We start from the raw sequence: 18252 nt of genomic DNA, 5'->3' as shown, positions 1-18252 counted from the left end.
TGCATTGGAATAGATGTCATTCATCTGGGGGGATAGCCTGGATGTTGCTACAGCAACTATCCGGGCTGGTTTGATTACATAACAATTATCTAAATTGCGGACCACTTAGCATGGTCTTCTGGAATGTTTCAACAGCTCCTTGATATCTTTCATATCTTAGGCGCTTGGATAGGCTAGATAGAAAATCTGAACATGCTTCTCGTGCCCCAGGGTCTTTAGAGATAATTACATTGATAGAACCTAAAACCTTGTTATTGAAATCTGAATCAATCGTTTCAGGTTTTTTATCCATAAATCTAAATGGATTCATGCCTTCGCGCTTGTAAAGTGTAGGGTTGCGAAGTGCGTGAAGTTCCTGTTCTCTTTCAAGAATTCTTAATTGCATATCAGTTTTACCATTGAGCGAAGCATACATACATTTAAGAACTTCATCTTCTTTTTCAGTATACCCAACAAGATTAGGATCATTGGTTTTATAGGCCTCCATGATTTTTTGCAATAACTCCTCTTTAGAAAAAGGGGTATCTTGTCCGAGATCATCTATCAACAAATAGGCCGTTTTATAACAATCTACGGCAAAATAGGATTTGTGTGACTTGAGTGCCAAATCGCCTTCCCTACAGAGTAACTGCATATAATGTTTAGAATGTTGCTTGCGAAATTGCTCAAGAGGGATATGTGCTCCTTGGCAATTAAATTCAGTTATGTCGCCTTGTATGGGGGGAGAGATAGTATCAAGAGAAAGCTCAAAATTCCCCAGACTTGCATGAGCTTTACGGACAGAGTCTTGCTCTCTATTACTATCATCGATAAAAAGCACCGTATCGCCTGTTTGATAAACATCTTTACCAACATATTGAACATAAATGTTACCTTTGCTGTCGTGCTCATTCGTTGATGAACTATTTCTTTGACACAGTAAAGAAGCGATATAGCGAAGATTGCCGTAGTGGGCAAATTCTAATAGATAGTTATCAATGAGTTGTTGTTCTGCTACAGTGTTATCCTCTGGAGCTTGATAATTACTGCATGCTTTAACTAATTTTTCATAAAAATCGTTAATAGTCATTAAATTAGCTGATTCCGGATGATGTTTACAGTAATCTCTAAATTCATTAAAGAGATATTGAATGTCATTAAAAGCGGGATCTTGTCCTTTAATTGTTGAATGGTTGATAAGTAGTTGATTAATGGAGTGGGTACATGTATCTCTTTTATTGCGAACATCCTCGATGGAATCCTTAGGCAACAATACCTGATTTTTTATTAGAAAATCTAAAATGCGAATTTTCTTTTCATTATTTTTATGTTCCAGGTATTGCGCGTAACGTTTTGAATAGTTTTTGATTTGTGCAAGAGAGTTGACAGCTACTTCGACAGGTTTCATCAATACCGGATAAACATCGCCTAGTTTTAATCCAGAAAAATAGCCTGAGTTTAAAAACATATTCTCCAGTGTTGTGAGGACGTTTCCAACTTGAATACCGTTTTCTTCTAAATGTTTAATTAGCGAAACTCTAAGTGCTTTACCGGGCGAACATTCGATGCTATCCATTTTGGTTAAAAGATCAATACGATCAACACCAAGGCGCTTAAGTTCATCAATAAGCTTCTCATTAAAAACGGTTCCCTTTTCACCATGAGTCACCATCAGGGTGTCATCTACATCTATCAGGTATCGAATTGCCATGTTAACCTCGCATATAAATATTAAATCTCTTACTCATGGGTTCATTTGAATATCATGAATATATGTTTAATAATTGTACTGTTTGCGTCTATTGTGGTCTATGGGTAATTTTACCCATCCCCCCGTCATTCCTGACTGAGCGAGGAAACTCCCCCCTGTAATTGGCAAGACTTGGTTATAATGTATTGATTAAGTTAACCGCTTATTTTTACATGGAATATTTGATGCGAGGAGAAGTGGGAGGGTTAATGGTTTGATTTTTGAAGTACTACGTGCCAATTGCAGGAGATTCCTCGCTATGCTCGGAATGACGGGAAATGGCGAAAAAAGCAATTGTATTATCCATCTTTTAGTTATTGCCAAGAGGATGTCAGCTCGAATAAAGTCATCTACTATGATAAAAAACACGAGGGAGCTGACGAGTGCAAAATAAAAAATTAGGAATTTTACTTTATCCTCATGTTCAGCCTATGGATGTAATTGGCCCTTGGGAAGTGTTTGCTACCTGGAAAAATATACTAGGTGCAGTATTGGAAATGTATCTAGTCGCAGAGACTTCGGAACTTCTCCTCGGGGAAAATAATATCACGCTAAAACCCCATTGCGATTTTTCTAGTGCGCCACAATTTGATTTTTTGTTGATCCCGGGTGGGCCTGGTCGTCGAGATCAAATATTTAATAAGAAGCTTATCGCATTTATTAGTCAACAGGCAGTGCACTGTGAATATATTTTATCGGTATGTACAGGGGCTTTTCTGCTGGAAGCAGCAGGATTATTGCAAGGTAAACAAGCGACGACTTATTGGCGTGCTATTAATGAGTTAAAACCAACGGTGGAGATTATTGAAAAACGATTGGTTAAATCGGGAAAAATTTGGACTTCAGGCGGTGTTTCCAGCGGGATCGATTTGGCTTTAGCGTTCATTGAAGAGATTGCAGGTTCTGAGACAGCAGGGAAAGTGCAATTGTTATTTGAGTATTTCCCTAGTCACAAGATTTACTGTCGAGACGACACGGCAGCAAAACTCCCGCCATATGCACCTCATCTTCAGGAAGAACCGGCCGAACTACCGGATTATATAAAAAACCTAATTCCGTGAATAACACCCATTAGGTTTTTTAATAAGAGATGGTAAATACTGCATCGGGATTGCGTGGTGAATATTCGTGCTTCAGGGTTTCACTATTAGCCAAATCCTGGCCTATTTTTACTATCGACTCTACAGTAATTTTAGTCGTATTCAAGTTTTCTCCTGGGTGACTTTGTTGCAGATAATTTGTCCAAAATGATTTCACCGCTGGGTATCGATTGAATGCTTCAACAAAATAATTCTTATAATCTTCACTTTGGCCAAGGTCATTGTCAGTAATATTGTCGTGTTTTGTCCAGGAAAACCCTTCATGCGTATTCCCGTCAACATGACCTGCGAAAAAAACATCCGTCGCTAATTTCATCGCTTTAGCAGGAGAAATTTCTTCAAAGCTTAAATCTTTGAGAATTTCTTTGATTAATTCTTCTTTTGTTTGATCCGGGATAAGGTTTTGTACGCCGCCGTATAAATATTCAATAAATTGTTTGGCTTGGATGGCATCGACACTTTCTTCCTTTTCAATGGGAATATTGGACATATAGCTTTGGTATTCTTCTGAATTAATAATGATGTTATACCTTCTATTTAAATGCTCTACATCTTCTGTCGAGTTATAACAACATAGTAGATTGGTGGTCATGTTAGGATAAGGATAATTATCAAGAGTAAAAATACCTTGAGTATCGGTATAACCCATAACGTAAGCCCATGGATCAACGATTAAGCAATTCGAGAGATCATTAAGGTCTTCATTGTAATGATTCACAAGAAGAAAGGTGTGGGAACCACGACCGTCTTTATGACTAACTATTTTTATATCAATAGGCAGTTTTTGTTCCTCGGCCACTTTGAGTAAGTGCTCAGCCGCTAATTGAGCAAAAGTATGACACTCACCCATTTTTGTTTCTGTTACGACATTGGCTGTGTTACTAATCATTTTACGGGTGTAATGATCTGATGCTCCAGATAATCCTATAAATGTTTTTCCTCCCATATAAGAACGGTTGGATTTTTCAAGCACTTGATCTACCACATTTGGATGGATACAGGGGAGGAAATTTGGGGCATCGCGACACCCATAACGTTGTAAGTTAAGCATTTTCATTGCTGTTGTAAGTTCTGATTCATAGGTTTCGTTAATGTGTTCGCCTATTTTGAAGTATTTGGTAACAGGGTCATTAACAATAAAGTCGAGAAGCTGTTTTTGGTAAGGGGTTAATTGATTATTTTGATTTATAAATTGCTGAGGGGCACGCAGAAAATTAAAAAGTTCTTGATCATTAGAAAATAATTTTAAAAATGAGGGCATAAGCTTAACACAGCCAACATCATAATAGCCGGCGCGAGCGGCAAGCTTAATGATCGCATTGGCTTTCTGATCCACTGTCGTATTTTTGTCATGCCATATATCTCTTAGTTCCTCTTGCTGTCTAAGGGATAGAAAAGGAGAACGCAGCAATCCAATAGTAAATTTTACAAATCGCTCCTGATTTAAAACATCTTCATCGTACAGATTAGAGAGTGCCTGCTGTTTTACTAATTTGCGCCAGTTTAATTTATTGTCTTTAAGTTCTTTCTTGGTAAGAACCAGCCAGGCATCTGGTGGCAATGTATTTTTAGATTTCTGAAGTAACGTTCCGATGTTGCTATAACTCATGATGCTCGTCCGCTGAGAATTATATGGAAAAGTATAGCAATTCGCAGCAATTTCTGTGCAAATAATGGTCATTTCGCGTGTGCGGACAAGTCAAGTTTCATAGGAGTTTTCTATTTGAAAAGGAAGGGCCTGGATACCCATTAAGACGACCAGCCAGGCCAAATAAACTAGATTTCCTGCTTTGACTCGTTAAATGGTGCAAGATTATTGCCTGAAGTTTGTTCCGTCATGGCAGGAAAGATGGAAAAATTAGTCACAGAACTCTTGCCCATAAAATACTGCGCTATTAAATCAATATCTTTATCATAAATTAATTCAATCATGGCACAATAAAGATCATGTCTAATTACTTCCGAAGCAGAATGATAATCTTCGCCCATCGTATCCAGTATGGGGTCACCATGCTCAATGTAATTTCTTATTTTCCGCAAGCGCTCTCTCTGCTTGGTTAAATCAATGATGTTTTCCAAATGATTATTATCAAACAGTTGCTCTAAATGTTGCAATAATTGCCCAACGTTGTATTCAAGCGCATCGTTTAATTCGTGATTATTCGATAAAATTTCTTTAAGAGAAGGACTGCCATTTTTTTGATGGAAATTTTCCAATTCGACAAAGGTATATTTAGTGTTTCCTACTAAATAATTACATTCTCTTAAATAATCGCTTATATACTGTAATGCTTGTTTTGCAGCGGTAACCCGTTTAAGTGGATTTAATAAATTTTCTTTTGCAGGATTAGCCAGGAATTCTTTTGCTAACCCCCTTATTTGCTCCAACCCCGTTAATTGCGAATTTTTATTTTTTTCGCGCTCCTCTTTTGCATTTTTTTCCTCTTCACGTTTTTTATTACGGTCAGCTTCAGTTGTTATGGGTTTAAAAGTGATTTTCTCCATAATCTTTCGACAGGCTGTTTTTTCGTCTTTACTTAAACTTAGATACGCTTTTCCGCATAACTCACCCAACTCTTTTTTGTTTGGTAAAATGGTACATGTGCCATCAAAAATAGCCTGGAACTGTTTTTGAATCTCAGCAGATACTTTGTTATCTGCTAATATTTTTAAAAATTGTTTTTCATCGGAAATATCAATACGTCTAACAGGAGCAGAAACCTCAGCAATAATAACTTGTTCAGGGCAATTTTTTTTCTCTATTTGTGATTTTACTAAATGTGCCCAGAGTTTCTGAGGCTCTTCATATGGACCCAAGATTTTGTCTCTTTTTTGTAGAAGATCAAAGACCCTGCATTTTAAATCTTCTAATTCTTGCAATATTTTTTGTAAGCGCTTTTCATTTTGGAGTAAGGTATTAACAATGACTAAATTATTTCTTTCATCCTGATGGCAGATACCATCTCTTACAGTCACCAAAGCACGCCAGTCAACAGTGGGATCCAAATCAAATAATTCACTTGGAAAATTTCTACCTACGAATAATTCACCAATTTTTTGTAATCTTCTTAACAGTGCTTGCTTGCTTCTCATAGATGCCAATGACTTTGGTTCATCCTTGGTTTTTGAGTTTTTGCCACTAGCATCAGGGGCGATGAAATAAAAACTTTGCTCTGGGTAAGGAATCCCCTGTAATGATTCCTGTTCTGTGAAATGAAATAGATTAAATAATTTTAAAAAACTTAAATTATTAACAATTCGTCCTGTCACTGTCTTTATAAAAGGTAAGGCTACCGGTTTCACAACGGCATTAGGTGTTTGCGATTCAGCATCTGTAATTTCTTTAAAAAAGACACGAAGCCTTGGAATGTCATGTTTTAAAATATCTGGAATAGCTTCTTCAACCAATAACTCAGTATCAGCTAACTCATGATGCAATCGTTCAATGAACGCTGGAATAGTCACAGACACTTCACGCTTTAAGCTAAAAGGAAGAAAAAATCGTCTGCATGCTTTTTCACGTAGCATGCTACTCCCGAGTTGCTCAAAAGTCATCCAGGAAAACCCTGGTAATTCAAAATTATCGTATTTTTTGCGCAAAGGACCTGATAAATCATGGATAACATGACAGAGTTCTTCCACACGATTTCTTGCGCAGGAAAGCATATACTCAGCAAAAATTTTCTTTTGATTATCAGTAAATCCTTTTTGTAACGGCGATAAAATGTTATCCGTAAACTCTTTAAAGTAAGTCTCCAAATGATGTAGTGTGTAATTAATAAATTGTAATCTTTTTTGGTCTGCTTTCTTCACTTCCTCAGTAGCAACTAAACTGCCTTTGCAAGGAAGATTGGATACTTCTTCAAAAAATGCTTCTAATTTTTTCTTCTCATTAGCGAAGCGAGCATCCATCCGGGAAGTCATTAGAACGTTTAATTGCAACGAATAATAAGCCGTATGTAATAGAGCGACACTCCCGTTAGGTCCTTCAAAGCCTATATCTGCTCCATGTCTCTCAAGTAAATCATAAAGCCACAGGTTTTCATTCTCCGTCGCTAAATAAATAGCATTTTTGCCATCAGAAGTAGCCTGGTTAATATTGAGATTTAATTGTTGTTTGTGAGATAAGAGTATCTCTACAATTCGGTAAAAAACATCTTTTCCTTGACTTCTTTGACATGCAAAATGTAAGGCCTGAATATATTTTTCCTTTTTAATTTTTTTTAAAAATTCCCTTTTATCACCGCCTCCAATGCTATTTTGTGGGTCTAAAAAAAAATTATTTAATTTAATTAACAACCAATTATCGTCTCTTTTATGCATTATTTGTTCTCGATTAAGTCATTTATGGGGTGGCATTTTGCATTTTGATCATAAAAAAATCAATAACTTGCAATAAATAAACTCGAATTTAGAAGATAAGCTTGGCTGTTCGTGTAACAGAGGCATTTAGATAAGAGCCAGATTCCGTAAATTAAAAGCGCGAAATCTAAACATTTGGATATCTCACATTAGATGAATTGACCCCGCATGAGCATACGAGGTCTATGGATCTAGATAATTGCTTAAATTAAGCTTTAGAGAATCGGGTTACGTCAAAGGCGAGTAATTTAAAGTAGTCGTAGGACATATAAAAATCACCATCATCCCCTACAGAATCGCCCCAAGAATTACGCAAGAACAATAATCCTTTGTGCTTTTTACCATGATTATCAACAGCAACGGCATTATCATCGTAGCCTGTAATAATCATTTCGTGCGCAGCTTCTACATCCTCTATAGCATCAACTATTTCTGGCGTCAGTACCCAGCTATCTTTATAAAACCATGTTTTATATTTACCAACTGCGCCGACGGTTCCTAAGTCAGTTCGTGGAAGCAGCACGGCAAAGACTAGGCGATCACCGGAGTTTAAAGCTTCTTTCACCTCATTTAAAGTTTTCTCAGGAGCTTTTTGCTGAAAGACATCAGACCAATTTACAATATTGCCAAAAATCAATTCACTCATTGCACGATATTTCTCGGGCTCAATAAATGAATTTGGATTATGCGAAGAGTAAGTTGGGTATTCTTTCAAGCCACCACAGCCTTTGGAACGTTGGTTTTTCATATTTACGATTCCAAACTGCTCCATCTGATTAATTACAGACGTAGCATAGGTGCCATCCCAGCCGCTTAAGCCATAACCGTGTTTTTCTAAATAAGTACCTAGCTGGAGACTACAAACTTGGCTGATGTAATCGCCTTTACTCATCGATGCATCCAAAGCAGCGGTCACAGCAAAAGTAACACAAGTTCCATGAATCCCTTGATCAAGTACTGGCACCTTGTTCATGCCGAGTTGTACTTTGCTCGGTAGATTTTCAGAGGTTGGTGCTGCAAGTGAAAACTGCTTGCTGTGTGTTAAAGCGTCTTTAGCCTGTTTAACAAGATAAGCTTTTGCTTCATCAGATAATTCCACCTGTAATAATTGAATCACTTTATTACCATTGCTATCAATTGATGAAGATGATGATGTTACAGAGGATGGCTTTAAAGTGTGCTTCATTGAGCCGACAACCGTAACATCCTCTGCAAAAGCACCTTTTAACATCAATGCAGTTAAAGCAAATACCTGCATGAATAGAGTTATCATTTTTGTTAACTTCACAGTACATCCTATGCTTAAGAATTGGGTGGAAAATTATTAAACATCTGGGTGAGTCTGTCAACAACTGTTGTCTTATTGATGCCTCCATAAATTATCGATAAATTATTTGATTACAAAGATTTATTAAATGATTTTGACATTTCCTTCTTTGCTTCATTACTATGTGTTCAAATAAATTTCAATGAGGTAATAGAATGTATGTAATTGCCATTTGTGGTCCATTAGAGTCCAAGGTAAGAGAGTTTGCAAAAAAATTCAAACAACAAGCTCATTATCCAGTAACAATTATTGATGAATCTGACTATCAAAAAACTGGTGTCATGGACTATGAAAGGCTAAAAGTAGACCTTGAAAAAGAAAAAAAATGTGTATTATTAGTGGGGCATCACTTTTATACCGGCAATGCATTAAAAAAATTGCTAGGTGAAAAGTTAAAAATACAATTGTTTCTGGAGACTGCTCCTGACAGCTGCCTGGCTAATTTTCTCCATGGAAAATCAATTGAAAATCTTCAAAAAAACCTTGATGAATATGATAAAAAAATTAAGCCAGTAAATGACTGCATTAATAGAACGATTAGATATGCTGATGTAGTGATTCCTGAAAGGGGGGATCATTCGGTGACATTTGCCTTGTTAAATTCCACTTTAGCAGCAACCTACTCGCAAGAGACAACTAAAAAAATCATGGCGAGTATGGCTAAAAAAAGTCATATGATCTTGTTTAGTTCTGTTTTGGGCGAGCATAAACTTACATTTACTAAGCTTTCAAAATGCCTCAACCATTTGACTGTCGCAGCGATTTGGGCGGAAACTGAGTGGGGTTATATACGTAATAAAGGCATCGAGTCGCGTAAAAAAATACTGTTAGATATGAGTGAGAGTGTGTATGTAGGCACATTGGCTGACAAGCCTGTAGCCATGTTTGCCTTAGTGGAACAGGAGAGTTTGCCAATAAAGGAAGAATGGGAAAAACTCCCTGCCGTGCGACAACTCATGTATGTTTATGTCGAAAAAAATTACCGAGGTTTGGGTTTTGGTCAGCAGATTCTTAAGGAAGCTAAAAAACAAGCGACCTTGTTAGGTGCTGATTTAATATTGTTAGATACGTTAAAACCTGGTTTAAATAGAATGTACATGAAAGAGGGGGCTGAATTTGTTTGTGAAAATCAATTATTTTCACATCCGACAGATGTCTTAAAAATGACTCTCTAAAAAATCGTCATTAGGTGATTTCTGGTCATTTATTTGACAGTTTGGCATTTGCTTCCTATATTTAAAGTATCAGCAAATGTTAAGAAACACCTTAACTCGCTGATTAAACAAAGCCACCCGCTGGGTGGTTTTTGTTTATCTGACTCAAATTCTTATGTGCAAAGTTACCTTAGGTGTGAATAAATCAAAAAAATAAGCCCTATTTGGTTACTAAAAAATGCTAATTGTTAGCTAATTTTTATAGGGATTAATAAAATGGCAAAATCAATTTGGAAAGGAGAAATTTCATTTGGGTTAGTTTCTATTCCTGTCTCATTAATATCCACTGAAGAAAACAATGATCTTCATTTTCACCTTCTTGATTCCAAAACTAAATCGCGGGTGCGTTATCAGCGAGTTAGTGAGGAAACAGGCAAAGAAGTCGCATGGTCAGATGTTGTCAAAGGCTATGAATATGATAAAGATAGCTACATTATTGTTGATGAAAAAGCATTTGAAAAAGCGAGTCCTGATTTATTTAAAACTATTGATATTGAGGAGTTCGTTGACTTAGATGAAATTGATACACTTTATTTTACGAAGCCTTATTATTTGGTTCCTGAAAGTAAGAATAAAAAGGCTTATGTACTCCTACGAGAAGTCTTAAAAAAAACGAATAAAGTTGGCGTGGCTAAAGCTATTATTCGCACCAAAGAATCATTAAGTTTAATTTTACCTCATGAAAATGCCTTATTACTTTATTTAATCCATTTTAGTGACGAAATTCGTCAGGAAGATGAGTTAAATGTACCTAGAGAAGACCTTAAAACTTATAAGGTCTCTGAGAAAGAATTAAAAATGGCTACGGAATTGGTTAATGACATGACGAATAAGTGGAAACCTGAAAAATACCACAATGAATACCGTGAAACCCTACAAAAATGGTTGGATCAACAAACAGCTAAAGAAAGTAAAGCCAGTAAAAAAGCTAAGCATGTTGTTAAAGCGGAAGATTCTGTCATTGATTTTATTTCTTTACTCAAAGAAAGTATGAATAAAAAAGAATTAAAAAAATCCACAACTGAAAAAGCCAAAACGATTGCCAAACGGAGAAAATCTTAACTGATAATGGCCTCAAAAATCGGAGGCCACAGCAATGAAATTCTTTTAAAGAATCTTGCTACCCCACATAGCTAATATTAAACATCACCCCATTCGTATAGAGATGATTAAGCCTTAAACCCGTATTGAGTGTTTGCCCCATAGCACGACCAAGCTCACTCTTCCCCCAATCAGCAAATTCATAGCCCACACCGATTTGAAAATTAGAGCCTAATGCTTTTTGAATACCTGCCCCTAGAGTATAGCTAAAGGCTGTTTTAGTATGTGAAATGAAATCAGGTACTGGTAGTGCTTCAAAAATGGTTGGCGTGCTGTGGAAATCATACGCTTTGTTAAAGCCGACACCAACACTGCCACTAATCCAGGGAATTACCCAAAAACCTCTATCGGCCAATAGCTTGCCTTTCAGGGCAATATGGCTGTGCTTTATTTTATAACTGTACACAAAATTATTGAATTGTGGATCAGCATCATCCCAAACGTCGCCAGATAATTCCGCATTTCCTGCAGCAGCCAGTGCAAGACCAAGTTGGCCCTGAAATTGATAAGGGAGTCCTTTCTGCAAGCCGAGAAATAATTCACCTGCTGCTAAAGTCTCAGTGGATTTTCTGGCAGCGTAAGTTTTTATGATTTCTGGGGTTAATTCAATTGTTTGACTCTTGGCATTATCAGCCCATGCTGGTCCGGCACTCACACTTCCCACCCACCGGATGGTTTTAATTTCAGGTCCCATTGTACCCGCCATGGCGGAAGGTACACAAAATCCTACCAAAAATAACCCGAAGCTTTTCCGGCGTAATTCCTTTTGAATCATCGTTTCTCCTTATTAATGCCGTGAATCTTATTAAAAATGAGGGTAAAAAGGCAAGGTAACTGTTTGTAAATAAATTATATTTGTATAGGATTGCAGCAAAATGGAATTCTTGGGATCTTTGTGATTAAATTTTGTCGTTAATTATGTTAATATTTTCTTTTAAGCTGTGCTCATCGCTTAGTGGTTACAAAAGCATGACTAAGTCAAAATCAAGCGTATGATGATGTTAATAAAATTTCTTTTCTTCCTTTGTTGTTTATTCATTTCCTCATTTACTCAGCTCGCCGCAAGAGAAAGTGACCCTGACTCTTATTTTTCTGCGCTCGCTTTAATTAAAAAGCCACCTGCGGATTCTATAGCCATTTTAGCTTGTGATCATGATGAAAAAATTAAAATTATTAACATGATTAAAAAAAGTGGCAGTAAATTAGATTTGGATGAAAATGGATTGCGGCAAATTACTATTTACAAAGGAGATTTTAGTAATGAAGGATTTGTCGAATACGCTGTTGTTATCTCGGAAGGGTCTATTCATTGGGAAGAAGTATTTGTCTACAGGATGGAGAACAATAAAATTGTCGACATCAAGTTAAATAAAATTATCGCTAACAATTTTTATCATGGTAATAGCGAGATGATGACCGATTACTCTATGCGTGAATTTAATCATCATACGGCTAATCCTTTTGCCGTTAGTCTAAAAGGTAAAACTTATTTACGTTTCATGGAGTATCCCGCCAGAAGTGACTACGACAAAACCAAGTTGTTACTTTGTACTTATTTATGGCAGGGTAAGCAGTTTACTCTCGCGGGGCCAAATTGGACCTTTTTACCTAACAGCGACCAATTGGTTGCCGCTAAGAATTGCCCGGATAAAAAATAGTCGCTGTAATATCCCTGCTTAAGGATAGTGAGTATGTCTAAATTGGATAACAATGCAGTGATTGATAATAAAATTTGTAAGTCAGGAGATAGAGACCAGGGGACATGAGTAAAAAAATCCCCGTGGTCTTGATATGCCTACAATGAATTTATCTTGTCAGGAAATTAAGGCGTCTTTGGCTTATCTTCTAAAATAGTTTCAAGGCTTTGATTAAAATGGTCGCCTCGTGAATTCCAAAAACCACTATATCCCTCAGTTAGATAATAGGTTACAGCGTTTTTTATACCAACAGACAGGATAGAAAATAAAACATTTAGTAATCTTATTCCCATGTTATCACGATGTTCGGCTATTGTGGCCTGTCGCTCTGGATCCTCATAGAGTATTTTAAAAGCAGCGATGCATTGCTCGTCTGTTTGGCCTGCATACCTTTGTTGCAACGAGGAATACATTTCATGTACTGCATGATATTTTTTCAATAGAATAGGATCAGCATTGTCTATTTCCTGCGGATAGGGATAAGAAATACCCAGTTTGCCCACGAGGTGGTCCATGTACTTGGTGCAGGCCTGCTCTAATTTTAAAACCATTGGATCGCATGCCGCATCAATTGCTTTTCTGTAGGCTGCTAATCCTTGTTCAGGATTTAATGTGACGGCTGGCTCAAGTCGCTCTCGCAGCGTTTTCTCCATATAGAATCCACTTTCATTCTCTTCAAGCGTAAAGAGTGTAAAAGGAAGATTTTTTCCCATATGGTATTCCAACAACAAATGAAAAATATCCAACCCCCAAGAGTGGAGACATGCTGATTCTGGATCAGTAATTAAATCTGCAACTAAAACATTTCGGTGAGGGAACGGTGTATATAAACCTTTTTCAGTTAAATAGTGATAAGCTTGCTCTTCTTGCCAATCCGCATTGTTTTCATCTATTTCCCATTTTGCAGGAAGATTCCAAATTTGCCCATGTACAAAGGACCTACGATTTGTAATGATTAATGAAAAAAAGTCATTTTTCTCTTGTTCAGAGAAGTTGGCAATTTGCCCATAAAACTTTGCTAACTCTTCACTATGGTTTGCACGAATTTCATCTTTCTTCGTATCAAGGAAAGCTTCTGCATCATCCTTATGCAATATTTCTTTAACATAGGTTGCCAGTAAGGGAATAAAATGTGGATGTTTGTCTAGAATATAGGCATTATAATGAGCTGCTTGTTCTTCCAGCTCGATGGCGGCTTTAAAATCAGGAACCTGGTCAAGAATATCTTTTCTTGTTAACGGATCTTCTAATCGACAATAATGGTTTGCTTTTAAAATTTGTCTAAGTTCAGCAAGCAAAAAAAGTCTATCGCCATTGTGTGGATCTTTGATTAGAACAACGGAGCGGCGAATTTCTTCATCGGAAAACGCATCCAGGGATTTTGGGTCAATAAGACCAATGTCATCTTTATTCTTGATATCATTTTTATTAAATTCTCTACCGTAATAATCTTTCATAAGAAATCGCCCGAGCAATAGGAAGATCTTTATTATACAATAAGCATTATTTTTGCGCAATATAGTGTGTAAATAAAGAGAGAGGTCCTGGTTTCTGGGACTCTCGTTAACGTTGCGCAATTCTGCTGTCTAAATGATTGCCAACAGCAAGGTCACGCTGCTAAAACTGAGGTATCGTCTTGAACTAAAGTTATGTCATTCCCGCTTGCGCGGAAATGAGATAACGTTAGATCCATTTAAAAAATCCATAATCGCCCAGAAAAGGTGACCAGCCCATACTTATGCTTTATCCATTAGCCGCTAAAATAGTCATTTAATAGTTTTAGAGTGATAGGTTTCAATAATGCGCTACCATAAGATTTATCATTGGGTGCAGGAGGATTTTTATCACTCAAATTACTTACAAAAATATATTGCTGTGTCCCTTTTTCAATGAAACCTACAAACCAGCCTTCACGTAATTTGCTAGGGTTCGCTTCTCTTTCATTGTGACCGTGTCTACCACTGCCTGTTTTGCCATAATAATCTGCGCCATTCGCCAGTTTGCCTTGATACAAATTTTTCTTGGTATCGGCGACGGCTTTATTATTGATTGCTAACTCATTAGTTAACATGGCCTTTAAGAAATTTAGTTGTTCAACCGCAGATATTTTTAAGCTACTACTTAACCATGCAAAAGTAAGGCCGTTGTTTTTACCGGGATCGCCACTAAAATCCTGATTGCCATAATCAAAACTTGCTAAATAATGCTTGATACGTGCATAACCCAACCGAGGTGTAAGCTGTTGCGATACCCAAACAACGGAATATTTGAGCCAGCTATTGGCTGTCTGATCCTGTTCATGCTCAGGGATTACGCCTTTTTCACCATGCCATTTAAATACGGTTTTTTGATTAATAATACCTTGGTTAAATGCCATCAAGGACAAAGGGATTTTAAAAGTAGAATTAGGTGAAATACGTTCGCTGCAGCGATTTTCCGGATTATATTCACTAATTATTTTATGTTCATTAACGCTATAAAGAATGAAACATGCATTATAGTTTTTAAATTGTTGAGCATATTCTTGGGAGGATATTCCTTTAGCAAAGGCACTTAACGACACAGTTGCCAGTAGGAATGATAGTAATTTCTTCATTAGAGTCTCTTTATAATTAAAAATAAGGAACAACCTAAACATCAAGCGACATAAAGCATGAGAATAGAAGTGGTTGACCACATCCATTTCTGTAAAACGGCGAAAAGTTTAATATAAATTGAGTCATGATTAAACAATCATAAATAAATTTGCAACTTGTCGAAAATTTTTTAGGGTCTTTGTTTTGTTTCAAGTTCGCGCTGTCGCTCAACTACATCAGCAACATTTCCTAACATTTCAGCCAACAGATCGGTAATGTCATCAAGAGTAATGATACCAATGAGTACTTCATCTGCATCGATAACAGGTAAACGGCGAATAGCTTTTTCGCGCATAAGATCAAGCGCATCAAAAAGGCTATCGTCTTCATGAACGACAAAAAGGGAATGAGTAATAATGTCACTGGCTGCTAATTCTTCGGGTTTGAGGCCGGGAACCATCACTTCAACAACAAGATCACGATCAGATATAATGCCAATAGGGAATTTTTTACCCTCTTTTTCTTCCACCAAAACTACATCCCCAACATGATGTGAACGCATCAGTGCCGCGGCTACCTTTACAGACTCATCGCCATGCATCATAACTACTTCGCGATTACAGAATTGACCAACACGCATAACTCCTCCCCTGGATGCTACTAATCACCAAATGGGTGTTATAGTAGCCACTCGCCAATAATAGCGAAGCTAACTGTGCGTTAAACTCTCGATGTAAACAGTGCTGGCAACGAGTTCGCCAGCATTTTCAACCACAGCAAAGCGAACACGGTCTCCTATTTCAAGTTTTTCGAAGTCATAATCAATCATACTTTGGCTGCTGAAGCGGACTTGGCGACCTTCCGGCGTTTCAATGTAACCATAATCAGCTGGCGGACAGACTTCCAGAACGCGTCCATAAAAATGATTCTCATGATGTTTCACATGCCCACGCCTTTGCTCAACATAGGTCATTAATTGCTTTTTAATGGCATTAAATGCATCGCGAATGGCCACATAGACGTCCTCATGTTCATGATGTTCTGATGGTTCGCGACTAACTACCAGTTCGGCATCTGGGACGGTTAAATCAATACGAACGTGATAAAGTTTGCCTTTATGATGATGACGATGAGGTGATTCAATGACGACGCGACAACTCATTATTTTATCAAAATAACGTTCCAGTTTTTCGGCGAGTGTACGTGCTTTCTCTTCAGCTGCAGCGGAATGGTCCATATTGCGAAATATTACTTGAATAGGAAGCTTCATTTCCTACCTCCTTGTGGTTTGCTGAATTTTCAGCCAGCCTTTTTGATCTATAGTCAAAAAACTTTAGACTTTCAATATGTTTGCGTGAGGTATCCCTTCACTTAAAAGCTAAGTGAAGGGATTTTAAATCAAATTTTTTTTATTTAAGTTATAAGAATAATTGCTGGTATTGAAGGCAAAGTGAAGTCACTGTGTTAGCATTTTAAAGATGGGTTGGAAAGCCTTAGTAAAACGAAAGGCTAAGACAAATAATCATTTTATTGAGCAAGTAATGCAAAAGTCAGTGTTAATTTTAGGTGGCTATGGCAATTTCGGTCGACGTATTGCCCAATCTCTATGCCTAGCGGAAGTTGCTGTCATTATTGCCGGTCGCGATCCTCTTAAAGCGAAGCAATTTTGTGATGAACTACGTCTGCAATATCACGATGCCGCCATTAATGCGATATCCATGGATGTTACAAAAGATATAGGAATGATATTAAAAGAATGGCAACCGACGGTTGTAATTAATACCTGTGGTCCTTTTCAAATGACTGACTACCATATTGCAATAAACTGCATTGAGAATGGAGTCAATTATATCGATTTGGCTGATGGCCGTGATTTTGTTTGTGGTATCAGCAAACTAGACAACATTGCTAAAGCCCATAACGTTTTGGTTGTTAGTGGTGCGAGTAGTGTTCCTGGTTTATCTTCAGCCATTGTTAAACATTTTCAACCTGAATTTACCCAAATAAATTCTCTGCAATATGGCATTGCAACCGTGCAAAAATTCTCACGGGGTTATGCAACAGCAAAAGCAATCCTGACTTATCTGGGTAAACCGTGTCGACCTCCTGGGGGAGAGAGTAAAGGCTTTTACGGTTGGCAAGGCTTGCATCGCATCAAGTATCCTGAAATGGGCACACGGTGGATGGGATTGTGTGATGTTCCTGATCTTGATCTATTACCACAGCATTTTGGAATTAAAAAAATAAGTTTTTCGGCAGGAATGGAAAGTAGTTTTTTGCATTTGGGAATGTGGCTGGTTTCCTGGCTAGTTAGATTTGGTCTACCCATTTCTCTACCCAGGCATACGCAATTTTTAATTAATGTCGGACATTGTTTTGATTGGCAAAGTAGTGATGATAGTGGCATGCATCTATTTATGAAAGGCTTGGATTTGCAAGGTAATGAACTGGAAATTAAATGTTTTATTTTGGCAAAGGAAGCTGCAGGTCCCCATATTCCTACAGTACCTGCAATCATTTTGGCTAAGCAATTAGTCTACAACCAATTAAGTTTAAAGGGGGCGTTACCTTGTATCGCTTTGGTAAGTCTAAAGGATTACCTGGCTGAGTTAAGCGATCTGCCAATTAAAATGCAAATTTGGAGAAATGATGACTTATCTATGGCTTAAGTTAATTCATATTATTAGTTCGACTTTTCTGTTTGGTACGGGTTTAGGGTCCGCATTTTATATGTTTATGGCAAATCAAAAACGTGATGACTTAACGCATTTATTACGGACAACCAGGAATGTAGTGATAGCCGATTTTATTTTTACAACTCCAGCGGTATTGATCCAACCGTTGACCGGTTTTGCAATGATTTATTTAGCAGGCTTTCCTTTACAGAGTTTCTGGATTATTGTGTCTATATTGCTATACATTATCATTGGCCTATGCTGGATTCCTGTGGTTTTTATTCAAATAAGGTTACAGAAAATAATTGAAAGGACGATTGTCCATCAACAAAGTCTGCCTGACGCTTATCATCGTTTATACCGAATTTGGTTTCTCTTGGGATGGCCTGCATTTATTGGTGTACTGATGATTTTTTATTTAATGGTTATTAAAATTACCTAAGAGTGAGGATAAATAATGACAGTCACCAA

Annotated in this window: 15 protein-coding genes; 6 read left to right on the top strand and 9 right to left on the bottom strand. The window is 37.3% G+C overall.

Annotation, left to right across the window (positions count from 1 at the left end):
- Positions 1-85: 85 nt before the first annotated feature.
- Complete coding sequence (locus PXX05_RS12350) at positions 86-1690, bottom strand: hypothetical protein (RefSeq protein ID WP_275088496.1); 1605 nt, start codon at positions 1688-1690, stop codon at positions 86-88.
- Between the two features lie 422 nt (positions 1691-2112).
- Here PXX05_RS12350 and PXX05_RS12345 point away from each other — a divergent pair, with 422 nt between their 5' ends.
- Entirely contained in the window at positions 2113-2790 is a 678-nt protein-coding gene (locus PXX05_RS12345) for a DJ-1/PfpI family protein (RefSeq protein ID WP_275088495.1), read from the top strand.
- A 19-nt stretch (positions 2791-2809) separates the two neighbouring features.
- On the opposite strand, the gene PXX05_RS12340 is transcribed toward PXX05_RS12345, so the two are convergent.
- From PXX05_RS12340 to PXX05_RS12330, 3 genes are all read right to left on the bottom strand, one after another.
- Positions 2810-4438, bottom strand: coding sequence for a hypothetical protein (locus tag PXX05_RS12340; RefSeq protein ID WP_275088494.1), 1629 nt, complete (start codon positions 4436-4438; stop codon positions 2810-2812).
- 167 nt (positions 4439-4605) lie between these two features.
- Positions 4606-7152 carry a hypothetical protein gene (locus tag PXX05_RS12335; protein ID WP_275088493.1) on the bottom strand — a complete coding sequence of 849 codons (2547 nt, stop codon included), beginning with the start codon at positions 7150-7152 and terminating at the stop codon, positions 4606-4608.
- A 247-nt stretch (positions 7153-7399) separates the two neighbouring features.
- Positions 7400-8479: a C1 family peptidase gene (locus PXX05_RS12330; protein ID WP_275088492.1), complete on the bottom strand. Its 1080-nt coding sequence runs from the start codon at positions 8477-8479 to the stop codon at positions 7400-7402.
- A 713-nt stretch (positions 8480-9192) separates the two neighbouring features.
- Between PXX05_RS12330 and PXX05_RS12325 the strand changes: the two genes are divergently transcribed.
- Entirely contained in the window at positions 9193-9693 is a 501-nt protein-coding gene (locus tag PXX05_RS12325) for a GNAT family N-acetyltransferase (RefSeq protein WP_275090515.1), read from the top strand.
- Between the two features lie 255 nt (positions 9694-9948).
- Complete coding sequence (gene ku, locus PXX05_RS12320; protein ID WP_275088491.1) at positions 9949-10794, top strand: non-homologous end joining protein Ku; 846 nt, start codon at positions 9949-9951, stop codon at positions 10792-10794.
- 58 nt (positions 10795-10852) lie between these two features.
- On the opposite strand, the gene PXX05_RS12315 is transcribed toward ku, so the two are convergent.
- Positions 10853-11539 carry an outer membrane protein gene (locus PXX05_RS12315; RefSeq protein WP_275090514.1) on the bottom strand — a complete coding sequence of 229 codons (687 nt, stop codon included), beginning with the start codon at positions 11537-11539 and terminating at the stop codon, positions 10853-10855.
- 286 nt (positions 11540-11825) lie between these two features.
- Between PXX05_RS12315 and PXX05_RS12310 the strand changes: the two genes are divergently transcribed.
- Positions 11826-12491, top strand: coding sequence for a hypothetical protein (locus PXX05_RS12310; RefSeq protein ID WP_275088490.1), 666 nt, complete (start codon positions 11826-11828; stop codon positions 12489-12491).
- Positions 12492-12655: 164 nt separating this feature from the next.
- On the opposite strand, the gene PXX05_RS12305 is transcribed toward PXX05_RS12310, so the two are convergent.
- From PXX05_RS12305 to PXX05_RS12290, 4 genes are all read right to left on the bottom strand, one after another.
- On the bottom strand, positions 12656-13987 hold the full coding sequence (locus PXX05_RS12305; protein WP_275088489.1) for a hypothetical protein: 1332 nt from the start codon (positions 13985-13987) through the stop codon (positions 12656-12658).
- Positions 13988-14280: 293 nt separating this feature from the next.
- A complete protein-coding gene (locus PXX05_RS12300; protein WP_275088488.1) occupies positions 14281-15126 on the bottom strand; it encodes a penicillin-binding transpeptidase domain-containing protein in 846 nt (281 codons plus the stop codon).
- 170 nt (positions 15127-15296) lie between these two features.
- Positions 15297-15746, bottom strand: coding sequence for a CBS domain-containing protein (locus tag PXX05_RS12295; RefSeq protein WP_275088487.1), 450 nt, complete (start codon positions 15744-15746; stop codon positions 15297-15299).
- Positions 15747-15815: 69 nt separating this feature from the next.
- On the bottom strand, positions 15816-16376 hold the full coding sequence (locus PXX05_RS12290; RefSeq protein ID WP_275088486.1) for an HPF/RaiA family ribosome-associated protein: 561 nt from the start codon (positions 16374-16376) through the stop codon (positions 15816-15818).
- A 208-nt stretch (positions 16377-16584) separates the two neighbouring features.
- On the opposite strand from PXX05_RS12290, the gene PXX05_RS12285 reads away from it, so the two are divergent.
- Together PXX05_RS12285 and PXX05_RS12280 are read left to right on the top strand one after the other, a co-directional pair.
- Positions 16585-17775 (top strand): saccharopine dehydrogenase family protein, encoded by a 1191-nt coding sequence (locus PXX05_RS12285; RefSeq protein ID WP_275088485.1) that lies wholly within the window; start codon positions 16585-16587, stop codon positions 17773-17775.
- Complete coding sequence (locus tag PXX05_RS12280; protein ID WP_275088484.1) at positions 17753-18223, top strand: DUF2269 family protein; 471 nt, start codon at positions 17753-17755, stop codon at positions 18221-18223. Before PXX05_RS12285 ends, PXX05_RS12280 begins: the two co-directional genes overlap by 23 nt.
- Positions 18224-18252 lie beyond the last annotated feature (29 nt).

Source organism: Legionella cardiaca (assembly GCF_029026145.1).
GTDB classification, from domain to species: Bacteria; Pseudomonadota; Gammaproteobacteria; order Legionellales; family Legionellaceae; genus Tatlockia; species Tatlockia cardiaca.
The sequence above is the reverse complement of the archived record's forward strand: the minus strand, read 5'-3'. Positions and strand labels throughout refer to the sequence as shown.

What these genes read in the sequence shown, in the direction of transcription:
- PXX05_RS12280 (WP_275088484.1), top strand. Translation starts at nt 17,753, where the DNA reads ATGATGACTTATCTATGGCTTAAGTTAATTCATATTATTAGTTCGACT.
- PXX05_RS12300 (WP_275088488.1), bottom strand. Translation starts at nt 15,126, where the DNA reads ATGAAGAAATTACTATCATTCCTACTGGCAACTGTGTCGTTAAGTGCC.
- PXX05_RS12350 (WP_275088496.1), bottom strand. Translation starts at nt 1,690, where the DNA reads ATGGCAATTCGATACCTGATAGATGTAGATGACACCCTGATGGTGACT.
- ku (WP_275088491.1), top strand. Translation starts at nt 9,949, where the DNA reads ATGGCAAAATCAATTTGGAAAGGAGAAATTTCATTTGGGTTAGTTTCT.
- PXX05_RS12305 (WP_275088489.1), bottom strand. Translation starts at nt 13,987, where the DNA reads ATGAAAGATTATTACGGTAGAGAATTTAATAAAAATGATATCAAGAAT.
- PXX05_RS12325 (WP_275090515.1), top strand. Translation starts at nt 9,193, where the DNA reads ATGATCTTGTTTAGTTCTGTTTTGGGCGAGCATAAACTTACATTTACT.
- PXX05_RS12285 (WP_275088485.1), top strand. Translation starts at nt 16,585, where the DNA reads ATGGGTTGGAAAGCCTTAGTAAAACGAAAGGCTAAGACAAATAATCAT.
- PXX05_RS12315 (WP_275090514.1), bottom strand. Translation starts at nt 11,539, where the DNA reads ATGGCGGGTACAATGGGACCTGAAATTAAAACCATCCGGTGGGTGGGA.
- PXX05_RS12290 (WP_275088486.1), bottom strand. Translation starts at nt 16,376, where the DNA reads ATGAAGCTTCCTATTCAAGTAATATTTCGCAATATGGACCATTCCGCT.
- PXX05_RS12295 (WP_275088487.1), bottom strand. Translation starts at nt 15,746, where the DNA reads ATGCGTGTTGGTCAATTCTGTAATCGCGAAGTAGTTATGATGCATGGC.
- PXX05_RS12335 (WP_275088493.1), bottom strand. Translation starts at nt 7,152, where the DNA reads ATGCATAAAAGAGACGATAATTGGTTGTTAATTAAATTAAATAATTTT.
- PXX05_RS12310 (WP_275088490.1), top strand. Translation starts at nt 11,826, where the DNA reads ATGATGATGTTAATAAAATTTCTTTTCTTCCTTTGTTGTTTATTCATT.
- PXX05_RS12340 (WP_275088494.1), bottom strand. Translation starts at nt 4,438, where the DNA reads ATGAGTTATAGCAACATCGGAACGTTACTTCAGAAATCTAAAAATACA.